Source organism: Couchioplanes azureus, from assembly GCF_014648355.1.
Taxonomy (GTDB): Bacteria; Actinomycetota; Actinomycetes; order Mycobacteriales; family Micromonosporaceae; genus Actinoplanes; species Actinoplanes azureus.
Genome location: NZ_BMQY01000008.1, coordinates 81,579 through 97,240, shown reverse-complemented (window position 1 = coordinate 97,240; position 15,662 = coordinate 81,579). Strand labels below are relative to the sequence as shown.

The window sequence follows — 15,662 nt, the reverse complement described above, 5'->3', positions numbered from 1 at the left end:
CTCGGCACCCCAGACTTGAGGGATGAGGCTCGGACATCTGGCGGTCGGCTTGTGCCTGGTCGGCCCGCTCGGGGCGGCGGCATGCGGCGATGAGGCGTCTTCCGGCAAGAGCGTGGTCTACACCTGCTGCCGGCAGGAGGACCTGCAGAAGACGTATCGGCCCGGGGAGACGCTCACTCTGCACTGGGTCGCCGAGGAGAAGGAGGGCCGGCCGGCCGCGGAGAACGTCGAGCTGACGGCCGTGATGGCGGGCCCGACCGGCGCGGCGGGCGCGGCGGTCGGTCTGCGGCTCACCGCCGCGCCGGTCAAGGTGTCCGGCTCGCCGGGCACTCCCCCGGTTAGCGAGATCGCGATTCCGCGCGACGCCCCACCGGGCGACTACGCCGTGAGCCACTCCCGCCGGGGAGGTGGCGAGAACGTCACCGGTGAAGCCGTCGTCACGGTCGTGGCGGGCGGCTGAGGAGGACCGCCCTGCCGGGCGGCCCTCCCTTGGCCGATGACGCTCAGTCGAGGACCTCGATCACCGTGCCCGCCGCGACCGTACGGCCGCCCTCGCGGACCGCGAAGCCGAGGCCGGCGTCCATCGGCACCTCCGCGCCCAGGCGCACGGTCAGCTCCACGGTGTCGCCCGGCGAGACCATCGGCAGGTCACCGAGGTCGATCGCACCGGGCACGTCCGTGGTACGGAAGAAGAACTGCGGGCGGTAGTTCGCCACGAACGGCGTATGACGGCCGCCTTCCTCCTTCGTCAGGGCGTACATTCGGGCCCGGAAGCCGCGGTGCGGGGTGACGCTCCCCGGCGACGCCACCACCTGGCCCCGCCGCACCTGGTCGCGCTTGACGCCGCGGAGCAGGACGGCCGCGTTGTCACCCGCCTGCGCGGACGGCAGCGACCTGCCGAACGTCTCCAGCCCCGTCGCCACCGTGGCGAGGGTGGGGCCCAGCCCGACCACCTCGACCGGCTCGCCGGCGCGCAGCGTGCCGCGCTCCACCCTTCCCCTGGGTTCCGAAGCTGACGGGGAAGGGTCAGACTCGGGTGTCGGCGCCGGGAAGCACGCACGCGGGAGCCACCGGCGGGAGGAATCCCGCGGGCAGCTGCAGACCGGGCGCGAACATGGCGATCACGCTAGGCCGCACCGCCGCCCGGCGCGACCCGTTTCCGGGCGGCGTCCCGGCGGAGGTCGCCGGCGCTCAGCGTGCTCTCAGTCGGGCTGCCGGACGATCCCCGGGTGACGGACATGATCCCCGGCCTGCATCTGACCGTACGTGAGCTCGTCGTCGTCCTCGGGTCGCTCGTGCTCGTCCTGGCCCGGTGGCTGCCGAGCGCCGCCCGCCGCCGGACCGCGGTCGCCGCGGCGGCCGGCGTCGTGGCCGGCACCCTCGCGACCCTTCCCGGCCTGCGATGGCAGTTGGTGCCGGTGCTGGCCGGCGACGCGTTCCTGCTCGCCGGGGCCGGCATCGCCCGGCTGCTGCGGCGGCGCGCCGGCCGGGCGGAGGGGCGGGCACCGCGGTGGCTGGCCGTGCCCGGCACGCTGGCGTGCCTCGGCCTGGTCGCCGCGGGCTCGGTGGCGGCCTGGGCCCTGCCGGTGCCCCGCTTCCCGGAGCCGTCCGGGCCCTTCGCGGTGGGCACAACCGTCGTGCAGTGGACCGACGCGGCACGCGACGAGCCGGGTACGCCGGACGCCGCCGACCGCCGGAGCGTGGTGGTCCAGCTGTGGTACCCGGCGCGGCCGGCGGCCCCTGACGCGCCGCGGGCGCACTATCTCGGCCGGACCCCCGCCGAGGCGCGGACCGTCGCGGCGGGGGCGGCCGACTATCTCGGCGTGCCTGCGCTCCTGCTGTCCGGGCCGGCGGGCGCGCACAGCCACGCCGTGCCCGGCGCCGCTGCGGCCGACGGCCGGTTCCCGGTCGTCCTGTTCTCCCCCGGGCTGGGCGGTGTCCGCACCCAGAACACCGCCTGGGCCGAGGACCTGGCGAGCCGCGGCTACGTCGTCGCCGCCGTCGACCATCCCTACGACTCGGCTGCGGTCGTGCTCGCCGACGGCCGTACGGTGAGAACGACGGTCGCCGCCAGCGGCGACCCGGAGGAGGACGACAAGCGTGCCGCCGGCTGGAGGGCCGTGCGGGCGGCGGACCTCAGCTTCGTGCTGACCCAGCTCGGCCGCCTCGACCGCGGCGAGCTCGGCCACCCGCTCGCCGGCCGGCTCGACACCGCCCGGGCCGCGGCGACCGGCCACTCCCTCGGCGGGGCCGCCGCGCTGCGGGCCGCCGCCCGGGACCCGCGGTTCACCGCCGTGATCGACCTGGACGGCGGGATCGGCCGGGAGCAGGGACCGGTGCGGCAACCGGTGCTCGCGCTCACCCAGGCGATCGACGGTCCGGACGACGCGGAGTACGTGGCCCTGCTGACGGCGGTGCTCGAACCCGCCACCGCGACCAGCTACCGGCTGACCGTGCCCGGCAGCGCGCACCTGACCTTCACCGACGCCCCGCTGTACCTGCCACCGGTACCGGCGGTCGCCGGCTCGCTCGGCCGCGCCGAGAGCGTGCGGATGACCACGGAGACCTGCGCCGCGTTCCTCGACGCGACCCTGCGCGGCCGGACCGATGGCCTCGCCGCGACGCTGGCACGCCATGGCGACCTGCACGTCCACCGTCCCGCCGGACGCTGACGCGCCCCCGGCCGCCGCAGGTCGCCGGTCCGGCGCCGATCCGGCGAGCCGGCCGCGAGCCGATCGGGCCGGGGGGTCGACCCGAAGATCCGGTGTCGGTCCCGGCCGTGCCCGGCTTATCGTGCCGCGTCTCGATCTTTCAGAATACGAGGAATCACCCCATGCGACGCATGATTCTCGCGGCCACCACGGGCGCGCTGCTGCTGACCGGCTCGGCCTGCGGCTCGGCGAAGTCCGACACCACTACCACCGCCGCCGCCCCCGCGGCGTCCGCCGCGACCGTGTCGGCCAGCCCGTCGGCGGACTACACCGCGGACACGAAGAAGGTGTGCGCCGGCCTCGACAAGCTCATCGAGGGCAAGAAGATGCAGAAGTTCGTCGAGGAGCTGGCCAAGCAGGCGATCTACCGGGAGGCGAACGCCACCGAATCGGCGAAGAAGGCCCGCGTCAAGGCCGGCGAGAACCTGAAGGCCTGGGGCGAGGCGCTGAACGAGGCAACGGCGGCGGCGAAGGATCCGGAGCTGAGGGCGGCCGGCGAGGAGACCCTCGCGAACATGACCCGCACCGCCGGGGACGACGCCTTCTTCGCGAAGATCAAATCTGAGAAGGACATCGACCGGGTGCTGAAGCCCGAGTTCACCGCCTGGCTCGTTCCGCTGGCGACGTTCTGCGAGTGAGCTGACCACGTTCTGTCAGTGAGCCGACCACGAATCACCTATGCAACCTGTTGCATAGGTGATTTGTTGTATAGGCTGCCCCCGTCCAGCGTGCCCGAGGCGAGGAGGCAGACGTGAGCGCGTCCCCTGACAGCCGGTATCCGACCCTGTTGAGCCCGCTGGACCTCGGTCACACGGTGCTGCGCAACCGCGTGGTGATGGGTTCGATGCACACCAAGCTGGAGGACCGGGCGCGGGACCTGCCGAAGCTGGCCGCGTTCTTCGCCGAGCGCGCGCGGGGCGGGGTCGCGCTCATGGTCACCGGCGGGTTCGCGCCGACGTGGCGGGGCTGGCTGGCGCCGTTCGGCAGCATGATGACCTCGCGGGGGCACGCGCGGGCCCACCGGGTGGTGACCGACGCCGTCCACGAGCACGACGGGAAGATCCTCCTTCAGGTGCTGCACGCCGGGCGGTACGCGTACCACCCGTTCAGCACCGGCGCGTCGCGGCGCAAGTCGCCGATCACACCGTTCCGGCCGCGGGCCATGAGCACGCGGGAGGTCGACCGTACGGTCACCGCCTTCGCCCGGGCCGCGGGCCTGGCCCGCCAGGCGGGGTACGACGGCGTGGAGATCATGGGCTCGGAGGGCTACCTGATCAACCAGTTCCTCGCCGCCCGGACCAACGACCGCACCGACAAGTGGGGCGGCAGCGCGGCCCGGCGGATGGCCTTCCCGCTGGAGATCGTCCGGCGGACCCGCGACCTGGTCGGCGACGACTTCATCGTGCAGTACCGGATCAGTCTGCTGGACCTCGTCGACGACGCCCAGTCCTGGGAGGAGACCGTCGAGCTCGCGCGCGGGCTGCAGGAGCGAGGCGTGTCGATCCTGAACACCGGAATCGGCTGGCACGAGGCCCGGGTGCCGACCATCGTCACCTCGGTGCCGCCGGCCGCCTTCGCCTGGGTCACCGGCAAGCTGCGCCGCGAGGTGTCGGTGCCGGTGATCGCCTCCAACCGCATCAACCGGCCGGAGATCGCCGAGCAGGTGCTCGCCGCCGGCGACGCCGACCTGGTCTCGATGGCCCGGCCACTGCTGGCCGATCCCGAGTTCGTGATCAAGGCGGCCGAGGGCCGGGACCGGGAGATCATCACGTGCATCGCCTGCAACCAGGCGTGCCTCGACCACACCTTCCGGAACAAGCGCGCCACCTGCATGCTCAACCCGCGGGCCGGGTACGAGACGGAGCTGGTGCTCGCGCCGACCCGGACGACCAAGCGCATCGCGGTGGTCGGCGCCGGTCCCGCCGGACTGGCGGCGGCGGTCGAGCTCGCCGGCCGCGGCCACCGCGTCGAGCTCTTCGAGGCCTCGGACCGGATCGGCGGGCAGTTCCGCCTGGCGGCCCGCATCCCCGGCAAAGAGGACTTCGCCCACACTCTCGCCTACTACCAGCACATGATCGAGGTGCGCGGAATCACCCTGCACCTGGGCGTCCGCGCGTCCGCGGCGGACCTGGCCGACTTCGACGAGGTGATCGTGGCGACCGGGGTGACGCCCCGGGTGCCGCGCATCCCCGGGATGGACCATCCGAAGGTTCTCACCTACCCGCAGGTGATCGCCGACCGGGCCGCCGTGGGTGACCGCGTCGCCGTCGTCGGCGCCGGCGGGATCGGGTTCGACGTCGCCGAGTTCCTGCTGCACGAGCCGGGCGAGCCGGCCGAGGAGTGGATGCGGCGCTGGGGCGTCACCGATCCGGCGCTGCACCGAGGCGGCCTCACCACCAAGACGGCGGCGCCTGCCCGCCGCGAGGTCCACCTGCTGCAGCGCAAGACCACGTCGCTGGGCAAGGGACTCGGCAAGACCACCGGCTGGGTGCACCGCGCCACCCTGCAGGACTCGGGCGTCACCATGCTGCGCGGAGTCGAGTACGTCCGCGTCGACGACGACGGCCTGCACATCACCGTGCCGCAGGACCTCCGCGACCCGAAGTCGCCGCGCCAGGCCCGGGTCCTGGCCGTCGACACGGTCGTGATCTGCGCCGGCCAGGAGTCGGTCCGCGACCTCGTCGACCCGCTCACCCGCCAGGGCGTGTCCGTCCATGTCATCGGCGGCGCCGACGTCGCCGCCGAGCTGGACGCCAAGCGCGCGATCAAGCAGGCGACCGAGCTCGCCGCCCGGCTCTGACCACCGAGGAGCGCATGCCATGACCAGCAAGCAGCCATCCGCGAGGCTCGTGACGACCCGGGTCGAGGACGCGATCGCGCACGTCCGCCTGGCCCGGCCGGACAAGCTCAACGCGCTCACCCTGGACACCTTGCACGAGCTGGTCCGGACGGCGCGATGGCTGCGCCGCGACCGTACGCTGCGGGCGGTCGTCGTCGCGGGCGAGGGCGAGTCGTTCTGCTCCGGTCTGGACTTCCCCACCGTGCTGCGCACCCCTCGCCGCATCTTCGGTGCCTTCGTGCCCGCACCGTGGCGCGGGACCAACCTCTTCCAGGAAGCCTGCTGGGCATGGCGGCGGGTTCCCGTCCCGGTGATCGCCGCGGTGCACGGGCACTGTTACGGCGGTGGCGTGCAGATCGCGCTCGGCGCCGATTTCCGCTTCGCGACGCCGGACTCGAAGTGGTCCGTACTGGAAGGCAAGTGGGGGATCATCCCGGACATGACCGGGATGCGCAGCCTCTCCGAGGTCGTCGGCCTGGACGTCGCCAAGCGTCTCACGATGACCGCTGAGGAGATCTCCGGAGCCGACGCGGCCCGCATCGGCCTGGTCACCGAGGTGCACGACGATCCGGTCGCCGCCGCGACCGCCTTCGCGCGGCAGCTCGCCACCCGGTCCCCGGACGCCGTCGCCGCCGCCAAGCGACTGCTCGACGGCGCCGTGACCGGCAGCGCCCGGCGGACCTTCGCGCGGGAGAGGCGGATCCAGCTGCGGCTGCTCATGCTGCCGAACACCCGGATCGCCCAGCGCGCCGCCCGCAGCAAGACCTCACCCGAGTACCGGTCCCGCGCGCGCTGACCGGCGCTCGACCCCTCACCTCGTAATCTGGGTGCCGTGTCGCTTCGCAACGCAGTCCTCGCCGCCCTGATCAACCGCGAGGCGTCCGGCTACGAGCTGGCCAAGCAGTTCCACGTCTCGGTCGCCAACTTCTGGACCGCCACCTCGCAGCAGCTCTACCGGGAGCTGGAGAGGATGGAGTCGGACGGGCTGCTCTCCGCGCGGGTCGTCGCCCAGTCCAAGCGGCCGGACAAGCGGCTCTACTCGCTCACCGACGCCGGGCGCGCCGCGCTCCACGAGTTCACCAGGCAGGAGCCGCGGCCGACGACGGTCCGCGACGAGCTGCTGGTGCAGGTCGAGGCGCTCGCCCACGCGGACGTCCCCAGCGTGCGCTCCTCGATCGAGTCCCGCATCGAAGGCAGCGCCCGCCGGCTGCAGGCCTACCAGGAGCGGCTGGTGGAGATCCTCGGCGGCCGTGACGACGAGGAGTTCCTGAAGACGGGCAACCGCATCGGCCCCTACCTGACCCTCCAGCGTGGAATCAGCTTCGAGCGCGAGAACATCGCCTGGGGCCGCCTGGCGCTCGAGGTCCTGGACCGCCGCTACCACGGCCCGCGCTGACCGCCGTGGGAGCGGGGGTCAGACGGTGAACGTCTCGGTCAGGCCCCGGATGGAGGCGGCCAGCTCGCCGAGGTCGGTCGCGGACGCGTTGACCTGCTGAGCGTTGTGCGCCGCCCCGGTGGCGCCCGAGGAGACGGTCCGGATGGCGTCGTTCATGGTGGTGACCTGGCTGGTGGTGGTCACGGCGCTGGCGGAGAGCAGGTTGGTCGTGGCGGCCTGCTCCTCGACCGCGGCGGCGATGGTGGTCTGGTAGTCGTTGATCCGCTCGATGACCTCGGTGATGCGCTCGATCGCCCGCACGGCCGCGCCGGTGTCGTCCTGGATCGCGGTGATCCGGTCGACCACCTGCGCGGTGGCCTTCGCGGTCTCGTTGGCCAGGTCCTTGACCTCGGTGGCGACCACGGCGAACCCCTTGCCCTGCTCGCCGGCCCGCGCGGCCTCGATGGTGGCGTTGAGCGCGAGCAGGTTGGTCTGCTTGGCGATGGAGTCGATGAGGGCGATGACGTTGCCGATCTCGGTGCTGGAGGTGCCGAGCCGGCTGATGCTGTGCGTGGCGTCGGTCGCGACGGTCACGGCGTCGGAGGCGATGACCGCCGCCTCCGCGGCGTTGCGCGCGATCTCGGCGATCGAGGCGTGCATCTCCTCCGCGCCGCTCGCCATGGTGGTGACCTGGTCGGTCATCGCGTCGGCGGCATCGTTCATCGACTGCGCCTGCCCGGCGGTGCCGGCGGTGACCTCGGTGATCTCGGCGCTGGCGGCCTCGAGCTGGGTGCTGTTCGCGGACAACGTCTCCGCGGCGGCGTGCAGCTGGTGGATGACGTCGCGGTTGTTGGCGACCGCCGTGTCCACGGCCCGGGCCATGCGGGCCAGGTCGTCGTTGCCGGTCAGCTGCACGCGGGCGGTGAGGTCACCGGCGGCGACCCGTTCCAGGGTACGGCGCACCGCGCCGAGCGCGGTGCCGATCCGCCGCACGCTGCGCCACGCCACGACGATCAGCAGCGCCAGGCCGATGCCGCCGGCCAGGGCCTGGCCCCGGGCCGCCGCCCACGCCGCGGTGTCGATGTCGTCGACCCAGACGCCCGAACCGACCACCCAGCCCCACTGCGGCACGCCCTGGACGTAGGCGATCTTCGGCTGGGCGTCCTTCTCGCCCGGCTTGGCCCACCCGTACTCGACGAAGCCGGCCTTGCGGTTCTTCACCACGTCGACCATCTCGACGAACAGATGCTTGCCGTGGGGGTCCGCGTCGTCCGACAGGTCGGTGCCGTCGAGCTCAGGCTTGACCGGGTGCATGACCATCTTCGGGGTCATGTCGTTGATCCAGAAGTAGTTGCCCGTGTCGTAGCGCAGCACCTTCACCGCGGCCGCGGCCTGCCGCTGTGCCTGCTCCCGGGTCAGCTCGCCGGTCGCCTCCCGCGCGACGTAACTGTCCACCACCCCGATGGCCGTCTCGACCAGCTGCTCGGTCTGCCGCTCCCGTTCGGCGTACAGATTGTCGCGCGTCGTGATCATCGACGCGGCCAGCATGACGACGACGCTGACCACGGCGATCATCGTCAGTGCGGCGAGCCGCGCGGTGACACCCGGCTTGGTGACGTACCGCAGCCGGTCCATTGTCGCGTGCATGACAGTGCTCCTAGTCGTGCCGGCGAGCCGGCCGATCGGGGGGAAAGGGAAGGAAGGGGTAGGTCAGGCGGCGTCGGCGTCGCACGGGACGACGCGGGTGAGCAGCTCGGCGAGGATGCGGCGTTCCCGAACGGTGAAGAGCGCGTGCACGTCCGCGGTCGCGGCGTCCAGCTCGTCGCGGATCCGGTCGACCAGACGCCGGCCGGAATCGGTGATCTCCGCGAGCACGACCCGGCGGTTGCCGCTTTCCCGCCAGCACCGCACCAGCTCGCGCTGGACCAGCAGGTCGGCCGCGACGGTCACCGACGACGCCGGCAACCCGCCCCGCTGCGCCCACCGGCCCAGGGGCAGCGCCGGGCCGGTCCCCGCGCCGTGGAGCTCGGTCAGCACCCACCACGCGTTGGGGGTCAGGCCGTGGTCCCGCAGCACCCGGCCGAGCGTGGCCTCCATGCGGCGTCCACCCAGGGTCAGCAGCCGGCCCAGCACGGCGGGGCGGATGTCGTCGCCCGTCGGTTCCGTTCTCACCACCTGCCAGTCGACGGCGACAGTTTCGCGTTGAACGTTTCCGTCCTGACGACCATGAGAGCCGCGGCACATCAGGCACGCCGTCGCGGAACCAATCGACAGATCGACAACCGGACGGCAACCGTCGCGGCGTCGCGCATTCACCGCCATAGCGGTCCCGGCCCGCTTCCGGCGATTCGGCCCGGTGGGCGCCGGTCTGCGGTCATGATGAAGGGATGGATCCGGCTACGGAGCCGACCCGCGGTTCCTTGATCACCAAGGCGGCGCCGGCCGGCGCGCCGGTGGCCGCCGTGGAGATGGCGCCGGGCGGCATGTCGCGGACGGCGGCGGACCGGCTCGCCGCGCTCACCACGCGCGGCGCCCGGGCCGCGTGCGCCATGATCCATCTGGTCGAGGGCCGCAATCTGCGGTTGATCGGCGGCCACCACATGCCGCAGGGCTTCGAACCGATGCAGGACGTGCCGATGTCGGCCACGCTGGGCGGGGTGCTGTTGCGGACCGGTTTCCCGGTGGTCGTCAGCGACGTGGACGCCGACGAGCGGGTGCCCGTCGACGCGCCGGTCCGCGCCGTGGGCATCCGCTCCTACGCCGGGTTCCCGGTACGCGACCCGGACGGCGCGATCGTCGGCGTGTGCGCGGTGATGGACTACCAGCCCCGGCAGTGGCAACCCGACGAGCTGACGGCCGTCGACGACGGCGCGCAGGCCTGCACCGCGTTCGTCGCCGAACAGCGCGCCCGCGAGGCCGAACAAGAACAGCGGGTGTTCCTCGACACGTTGCTCAACAGTCTCGACACCGGCGTCGCCGCCTGCGACGCCGACGGCCGTCTCGTGCTCGTCAACCGCTCCCTGCGCGACCGCCTCGGCACCGACAAGGTGGAGGGCAGCGCCGAGGAGTGGGTCCGGCGGCTACCTGTCACCACGCCCGACGGTGGCCCGATCAGGACCGAGCAGATGCCCCTGCTGCGGGCGATGCACGGCAGCGACGTCCGCGGGGTCGAGTACGAGCTGCACGGCCGGCAGGGACGCCACCAGTTGCGCGTCAACGCCCACCCGATCACCGGCCTCCAGGGACGGCGCCTGGGCGCCGTGTCGGTCTTCCACGACATCACCGAGACCCGCCGCGCCGAACACCTGCAACAGATGCTCAGCCGGGCCAAGGACGAATACCTCAGCCTCGTGGGCCACGAGCTGCGGACCCCGGTGACGATCGTCGGCTCCTACCTGGAGCTGATGGGCGACAGCGATCCCGGCGCGCCGGTCGCGGACCTGCTGCCGATGATCGCCGGCGCCCGGCGCGGCAGCGAACGGCTCCGCCGGCTCGTCGAGGCGTTGCTGGACCTGTCGGCCCTCGACGCCGGCCGCAGCCCGCTCACGACGACCGACATCGACCTGGTGGCCGTGGTGACCGGCGCCGCCTGCGCCGTCGAGGCCCGCGCCGACGAAAGGAACCTCACCCTCACCCAGACCACCCCGGCCCGCCTGCCGATGCAGGGCGATCCCGGACGGCTCACCCAGCTGGTCACCGCGCTCCTCGACAACGCCATCGCCTACACCCCCGACGGCGGCGCCATCGGCATCACCGTCACCGGCACGGAGACCACCGCCGCCATCGCGGTCAGCGACACCGGCTTCGGCATACCCGAGCACGAGCGCCCGCACGTGTTCGACCGCTTCTTCCGCGGCGCCATCACGACCGAACTGGCGATCCCCGGCGCCGGCCTGGGCCTGGCCATCGCGAAACTCATCGCCGAGCGCCACCACGGCACCATCGCCACCAGCCCCCACGACCACCGGCCCGGCACGGGCAGTCGGCTCTGGGGCTGATCGCGGACCACCGCCCGGACCTGGTCATCCTCGACCACTTCATGCCCGACATGAGCGGCCTGCAGGTGGCGGACCTGCTGCGCGCCGACCCGGTCACCGCCACGCTGCCCATGCTGATGCTCAGCGCCGCCGCCCCCGACAACGCGGTGCGCGTGTTCGACCACGTCATGAACAAGCCACTGCGCCGCCGGCACCTGGTCGACGTCACGTCCGACATGCTGGCCAACGCCGTCGCGACGCTCGAGCCCACGGTCACCTTCGCGCTGCCGGACCCGCTGCTCGATCCCGCCCGGCTCTCCGCCGCCTACACCGTGCTCACCGGTGCCGGCGCGACACGGGACCACCGCGCGCTGACGACGCTCGCCGAACGCACCGCCCGGCTGCTGAACGCCCCGATCGCGGCCGTCCACCTGGTCCTCGGCGACGTCGTCCACGTCGTGGCCGCGACCGGACTGAACGGCTGGATCGCCCGGACAGGAGCCATCCCGACCGCGTGGGCGCCCTGCAGCCAGGTTGTCCGCACCGGCGCGGCCGTCGTTCTGCGCGACACCCACGACGACCCGCGGCACACCGACAACCCGCTCCTCACCGAGGCGGGCATCCGCTCGTACGCCGGTGCGCCCCTGCCCGACGGCGACGGCCACGTCGTCGCCACACTGTGCGTCATGGACGACCGCCCGGGGCGCTTCGCCCCCGGTGCCGCGCGGGCCCTGGCCCTCCTCGCCCGCCAGGGCGCCCAGCTGCTCTGACGGCGGCCCCCGTTTGGGGGACACCGGGTCGGGTATCCGCCTTCGCGACATCCGAGGCGAAGGAGTGCACCGTGGGTTTCATGGACAAGGTCAAGGAATTCGCCGACGACCACGACCAGCAGGTCGACCAGGCGATTCAGCAGGCCGGCGACCAGGTGGACCAGCGTACGGGTGACAAATACTCGGCGCAGATCGACAAGGGCGTCGACGAGGCGCAGAAGCGCACCGGCGCCGGAGACACCCAGCAGTAGGACGGCGAGGGGCTCACCCGGCCTCGTCGGCGTGCCAGGCGAGCACCGAGCCGTGGATGCTCACCCGCACGGCCGAGCCCAGCCCGACCGTCGCCCCGTCGTTGAGCCGGCGGCACTGCAGCTCGGTGCCGTCGTCGAGGCGCACCACGGTCAGCGAGTCGTGCCCGTGGAAGTTGTGCCGCAGCACCCGGGCGGTCGGCTCGCCGGCCCCCGGCGCCTCGACCGGCGTGAGACGCACCTGTTCCGGCCGCACCAGAACCGTCACCCGATGCCCACCGGCGCCGGCGCCGCCGTGCAGCGGCGCCGCACCGGCCGCGGTATGGGCCCGCCCGTCGCGGACCACGCCGGGCAGCAGCATCGCGTCGCCGACGAACCGGGCGACCCAGGGGTCGGCCGGTGCCGCGTACACGCCGGTGGGCGGGCCGTCCTGCACGACCCTGCCGTCGCGCATCACCACGACGTGGTCGGCCAGCGACAGCGCCTCGGCCTGGTCGTGGGTGACGAGCACCGCGGTGGCGCCGTCCGCGCGCAGCGCCGTCCGGACGTCCTGCCGCAGGCTGCTGCGCAGGCCCGCGTCCAGCGCGCTGAACGGCTCGTCGAGCAGGATCAGCCGGGGACGCGGCGCCAGCGCCCGGGCCAGGGCGACCCGCTGCTGCTGGCCACCGGAGAGCTCGTGCGGCATCCGGCGCTGGTAGCCGTCGAGTCCGACCAGCGCGAGCACCTCGTCGGCCCGGCCGGAGCGGCGCCCGGCGCGGTCGAGGCCGTACTCGACGTTGCCGGCCACGGACAGATGGGGGAACAACGCGCCTTCCTGGGGCACCAGGGCGACCCGCCGGCGGTGGGCCGGCACGTGCGTCCGCGCCCCGGCGACCAGGGACCCGGCCACCCGGATCTCGCCGGCGTCGAGGCGTTCCAGGCCGGCGATGCAGCGCAGCAGGGTGGTCTTGCCGCAGCCGGACGGCCCGAGCACCGCGGCCAGCTCGCCGGCCGGCACGGACAGGCCGACGTCGGCCAGGGCGGGTACGGCGCCGAAGCTCTTGCGGGCGGCCGTCACGGTGAGGGCGGTCATCGGTCTCCTCGAGGGCCGATCGCGCCGCTGCGGGCGGCGAGGAACCAGGCGGGGATCGCGGACAGCAGGACGAGCAGCGCGGCGTACGGGGCGGCGGCCGCGTACGCCGCGACCGTGGTGTGCGTCCACAGCTCGGTGGCGAGCGTGTCCATGCCGGTGGGCCGCAGCAGCAGCGTGGCCGGCAGCTCCTTCATGCAGGTGAGGAAGACGAGCGCGGTGCCGGCGGCGATACCGGGCGCGACCAGCGGCGCGGTGACCGAGGCGAAGACCCGCCAGGGCGAGCGGCCCAGGCTGCGGGCGACGTCGTCGAGCACCGGGGGCGCCTGCGCCGCCGCGGCCCCCACGGAGGCGACGGCGAGCGGCAGGAAGAGCGCCGCGTACGCCAGCATGAGCAGCCAGCGGGTCTGGTACAGCGGATAGGCGACGTGGATGCCGAAGAAGACGAGCGACAGCCCGATCACCACGCCGGGCAGGGCGTGCGTGAGGTAGCCCAGCCGGTCGACGAAGGCCGCCAGCGGCCCGGGCGCGCGGGCGGCGGCCAGGCCGATCGGCAGGGCCAGCAGCATGGTCAGCAGCGCGCCGGCGGCGGACACGGTCAGCGAGTTGCCGGCGGCCCAGGCCATCTCGGCCAGCGAGCCGGGCCGGGACACCCCGGCGACGAGGCGCTTCGTCAGGCTCACCGCGGGTACGCCCAGCGCCAGCGCCGACACCGAGCCGAGCAGCAGGGTGACCGGCCACCGCCACCGGCCGAGCCCGATCCGCACGCTGGGGCGGCGCGCGCCGGATCCCACCGGGGCGTACCGGGCGCTGCGGCGGCGGGTGAGCGACTCGCCGGCCAGCAGCAGCGTGGTGAGCGCGACCAGCACCGTGGAGAGCACGAGCGCGCCGGTGCGGTCGAAGCCGAGCTCCAGGGCGGTGAAGACGGCCCGGGTGAAGGTGTCGGTACGCAGCAGCGCCACGGCCCCGAAGTCGGAGAGCACGTACAGCGCCACGAGCAGCGCGCCGCCGGCCACCGCCGGGCGCAGCTGGGGCAGGGTGACCGAGCGGAACGTCCGCCAGGGGTGGTGTCCCAGCGAGCGGGCGACGTCCTCCTGTGCCGGATCGGCCCGGTGCAGCGTCGCGGCCACCGGCAGGAACATGTACGGGTAGCAGCACAGCACCAGCACCAGCGCGGAGGCCCAGAAGCCGGCGAACCCGTCCACCGTCGAGATCCAGGTGAAGGCGGCGATGTAGGTGGGCACCGCCAGGGGCAGGGCGGCCAGCACGGAGAACAGCCGCGAGGCCGGGAGGTCGGTGCGGGTGACCAGGAACGCCGTGCCGACGCCGAGCACCGTGCACGCCGCGGTCACCACGGCGGCCAGGCCCAGGCTGCGCGCGGCGAGCTCGCCGACCCGGGCGGTGAGCAGTTCCGCCGCGACCCGGTCGGCGCCGGCCTCACCGGCGCGGACGAGCAGGTAGACCAGCGGCAGCAGGGCTACCGACACGGCCAGCGCCGCGGCGGTCAGCAGGACCGGACGCGGCGCCCACCGCCGTGCCGCCCGGCGCCACGCGGCCACGGCGGGCGCGTCGTGGCGCACCCGCCGCGCCGGGGAGGTCACGATGGTCAGGGCGTCAGTCCCGTCGACTTGATCAGGGCGATGCTGGCCTCGAGGGTCTCGAGGTCGTTCAGGTCGATGTCCGGCACCTTCAGCTCGGCCAGCGGCGGCACGTACGCGGGTGCCGGGGCGCCACCGACCAGCGGGTATTCGTACGTCGTCCGGGCGAACCAGGTCTGCGCCTCGGTGGAGAGCAGGTAGTCGAGCAGCGCCCGGACGTCCGGGTCGGTGGCCGAGCGGCGCAGCACGCCGATGCCGGAGGCGTTGACCATGGCGCCGCTGTCGCCGGCGGCGAAGAAGTGCAGCTTCGCGGCGAGCTTGTCGGGCGTGGTGCCGCGCTCCTTGGCCACCTCGCCGAGGTAGTAGTGGTTGACCAGGCCGACCGGCACCTTGCCGGCCTCCACGTCCTCCACGATGGCGATGTTGTTGTCCCGGATCTGCACGTCGTTGGCCTTGAGCCCGGAGAAGAACTCCTTCGCCTTGTCCTCGCCGTGCTGCACCCGGACCGCGGTCACGAAGGCCTGGAAGGAGCCGTTGGTGGGCGCGATCGCCACCTTGCCCTTCCACTTGGGATCGGTCAGGTCGAACACCGAGGGAGGCAGCTCCTCCTTCTTGACCAGGCTCGGGTTGTAGACCAGGACCCGGGACCGCGCGGTGACGCCCACCCAGTTGCCGTCCTTGGCCCGATAGGTCGCCGGCACCTTCGCGGTCAGCTCGGTGGGCAGCGTGGCGAGCAGGCCCTTCTTGTTGACCGCGCCGAGGCCGCCGGCGTCCTGCGACAGGAACGCCTCGGCCGGCGACTTCTCGCCCTCCTCGGCGAGCTGGGCCGCCATCTGCGCGGTCGAGCCGTACCGGGCCTCGATCTCGATGCCGGTCTTCTTCTCGAACATCTCGAACAACGGCTTGACCAGCGCCTCGTTCCGGCCGCTGTAGAGGACGACCGTCTTGTCGCCCGGTTCGCTCTCGGGTTCACCGCCGCAGGCGGCCGTTCCCGTCAGCAGGACGGCACACAGCGCCGTCAGCAGGGCGGGTCTTGCACTCCAGGTCCGCACGGTTTCTCCTTCGCGAAATTGAG

The 15,662-nt window shown here is 73.2% G+C and carries 15 protein-coding genes; 9 read left to right on the top strand and 6 right to left on the bottom strand.

Annotated elements, in window-relative coordinates; translation table 11 throughout:
- Nucleotides 1-22 precede the first annotated feature (22 nt).
- Nucleotides 23-460 carry a hypothetical protein gene (locus IEY99_RS25640; protein WP_189206630.1) on the top strand — a complete coding sequence of 146 codons (438 nt, stop codon included), beginning with the start codon at nt 23-25 and terminating at the stop codon, nt 458-460.
- 43 nt (nt 461-503) lie between these two features.
- Here IEY99_RS25640 and IEY99_RS25635 read toward each other — a convergent pair whose 3' ends face one another.
- The gene (locus tag IEY99_RS25635) at nt 504-992 is read right to left on the bottom strand and encodes an EF-Tu C-terminal domain-related protein (RefSeq protein ID WP_229799242.1); all 489 of its coding nucleotides are present in this window, start codon (nt 990-992) and stop codon (nt 504-506) included.
- Between the two features lie 246 nt (nt 993-1,238).
- On the opposite strand from IEY99_RS25635, the gene IEY99_RS25630 reads away from it, so the two are divergent.
- The 5 genes from IEY99_RS25630 (at nt 1,239) to IEY99_RS25610 (ending at nt 6,946) form a co-directional block, all read left to right on the top strand.
- Nucleotides 1,239-2,672 carry an alpha/beta hydrolase family protein gene (locus IEY99_RS25630; protein WP_189206780.1) on the top strand — a complete coding sequence of 478 codons (1,434 nt, stop codon included), beginning with the start codon at nt 1,239-1,241 and terminating at the stop codon, nt 2,670-2,672.
- A gap of 161 nt (nt 2,673-2,833) precedes the next feature.
- Nucleotides 2,834-3,349, top strand: coding sequence for a nucleotide exchange factor GrpE (locus IEY99_RS25625; RefSeq protein ID WP_189206629.1), 516 nt, complete (start codon nt 2,834-2,836; stop codon nt 3,347-3,349).
- 113 nt (nt 3,350-3,462) lie between these two features.
- Nucleotides 3,463-5,511, top strand: coding sequence for an NADPH-dependent 2,4-dienoyl-CoA reductase (locus tag IEY99_RS25620; protein ID WP_189206628.1), 2,049 nt, complete (start codon nt 3,463-3,465; stop codon nt 5,509-5,511).
- Between the two features lie 19 nt (nt 5,512-5,530).
- Nucleotides 5,531-6,346 (top strand): crotonase/enoyl-CoA hydratase family protein, encoded by an 816-nt coding sequence (locus IEY99_RS25615; RefSeq protein ID WP_189206627.1) that lies wholly within the window; start codon nt 5,531-5,533, stop codon nt 6,344-6,346.
- Between the two features lie 36 nt (nt 6,347-6,382).
- Complete coding sequence (locus IEY99_RS25610) at nt 6,383-6,946, top strand: PadR family transcriptional regulator (RefSeq protein ID WP_189206626.1); 564 nt, start codon at nt 6,383-6,385, stop codon at nt 6,944-6,946.
- 18 nt (nt 6,947-6,964) lie between these two features.
- On the opposite strand, the gene IEY99_RS25605 is transcribed toward IEY99_RS25610, so the two are convergent.
- Nucleotides 6,965-8,572, bottom strand: coding sequence for a methyl-accepting chemotaxis protein (locus tag IEY99_RS25605; protein ID WP_189206625.1), 1,608 nt, complete (start codon nt 8,570-8,572; stop codon nt 6,965-6,967).
- Nucleotides 8,573-8,635: 63 nt separating this feature from the next.
- Nucleotides 8,636-9,097, bottom strand: coding sequence for a MarR family winged helix-turn-helix transcriptional regulator (locus IEY99_RS25600; protein WP_189206624.1), 462 nt, complete (start codon nt 9,095-9,097; stop codon nt 8,636-8,638).
- 215 nt (nt 9,098-9,312) lie between these two features.
- Between IEY99_RS25600 and IEY99_RS25595 the strand changes: the two genes are divergently transcribed.
- The 3 genes from IEY99_RS25595 (at nt 9,313) to IEY99_RS25585 (ending at nt 11,923) form a co-directional block, all read left to right on the top strand.
- Nucleotides 9,313-10,923 carry a GAF domain-containing sensor histidine kinase gene (locus IEY99_RS25595; protein WP_229799241.1) on the top strand — a complete coding sequence of 537 codons (1,611 nt, stop codon included), beginning with the start codon at nt 9,313-9,315 and terminating at the stop codon, nt 10,921-10,923.
- On the top strand, nt 10,914-11,672 hold the full coding sequence (locus tag IEY99_RS25590; protein ID WP_229799269.1) for a GAF domain-containing protein: 759 nt from the start codon (nt 10,914-10,916) through the stop codon (nt 11,670-11,672). Before IEY99_RS25595 ends, IEY99_RS25590 begins: the two co-directional genes overlap by 10 nt.
- Nucleotides 11,673-11,752: 80 nt before the next feature.
- The gene (locus tag IEY99_RS25585) at nt 11,753-11,923 is read left to right on the top strand and encodes an antitoxin (protein ID WP_229799268.1); all 171 of its coding nucleotides are present in this window, start codon (nt 11,753-11,755) and stop codon (nt 11,921-11,923) included.
- 13 nt (nt 11,924-11,936) lie between these two features.
- On the opposite strand, the gene IEY99_RS25580 is transcribed toward IEY99_RS25585, so the two are convergent.
- Genes IEY99_RS25580 through IEY99_RS25570 form a run of 3 tightly spaced genes read right to left on the bottom strand, consistent with a single transcriptional unit; the run spans nt 11,937 to nt 15,639 of the window.
- On the bottom strand, nt 11,937-12,992 hold the full coding sequence (locus tag IEY99_RS25580; RefSeq protein WP_189206622.1) for an ABC transporter ATP-binding protein: 1,056 nt from the start codon (nt 12,990-12,992) through the stop codon (nt 11,937-11,939).
- Nucleotides 12,989-14,548, bottom strand: a complete 1,560-nt coding sequence (locus tag IEY99_RS25575; protein ID WP_229799267.1) for an ABC transporter permease — start codon at nt 14,546-14,548, stop codon at nt 12,989-12,991. Before IEY99_RS25575 ends, IEY99_RS25580 begins: the two co-directional genes overlap by 4 nt.
- Before the next feature lie 47 nt (nt 14,549-14,595).
- Complete coding sequence (locus tag IEY99_RS25570; RefSeq protein WP_189206621.1) at nt 14,596-15,639, bottom strand: iron ABC transporter substrate-binding protein; 1,044 nt, start codon at nt 15,637-15,639, stop codon at nt 14,596-14,598.
- Between the last annotated feature and the right edge of the window lie 23 nt (nt 15,640-15,662).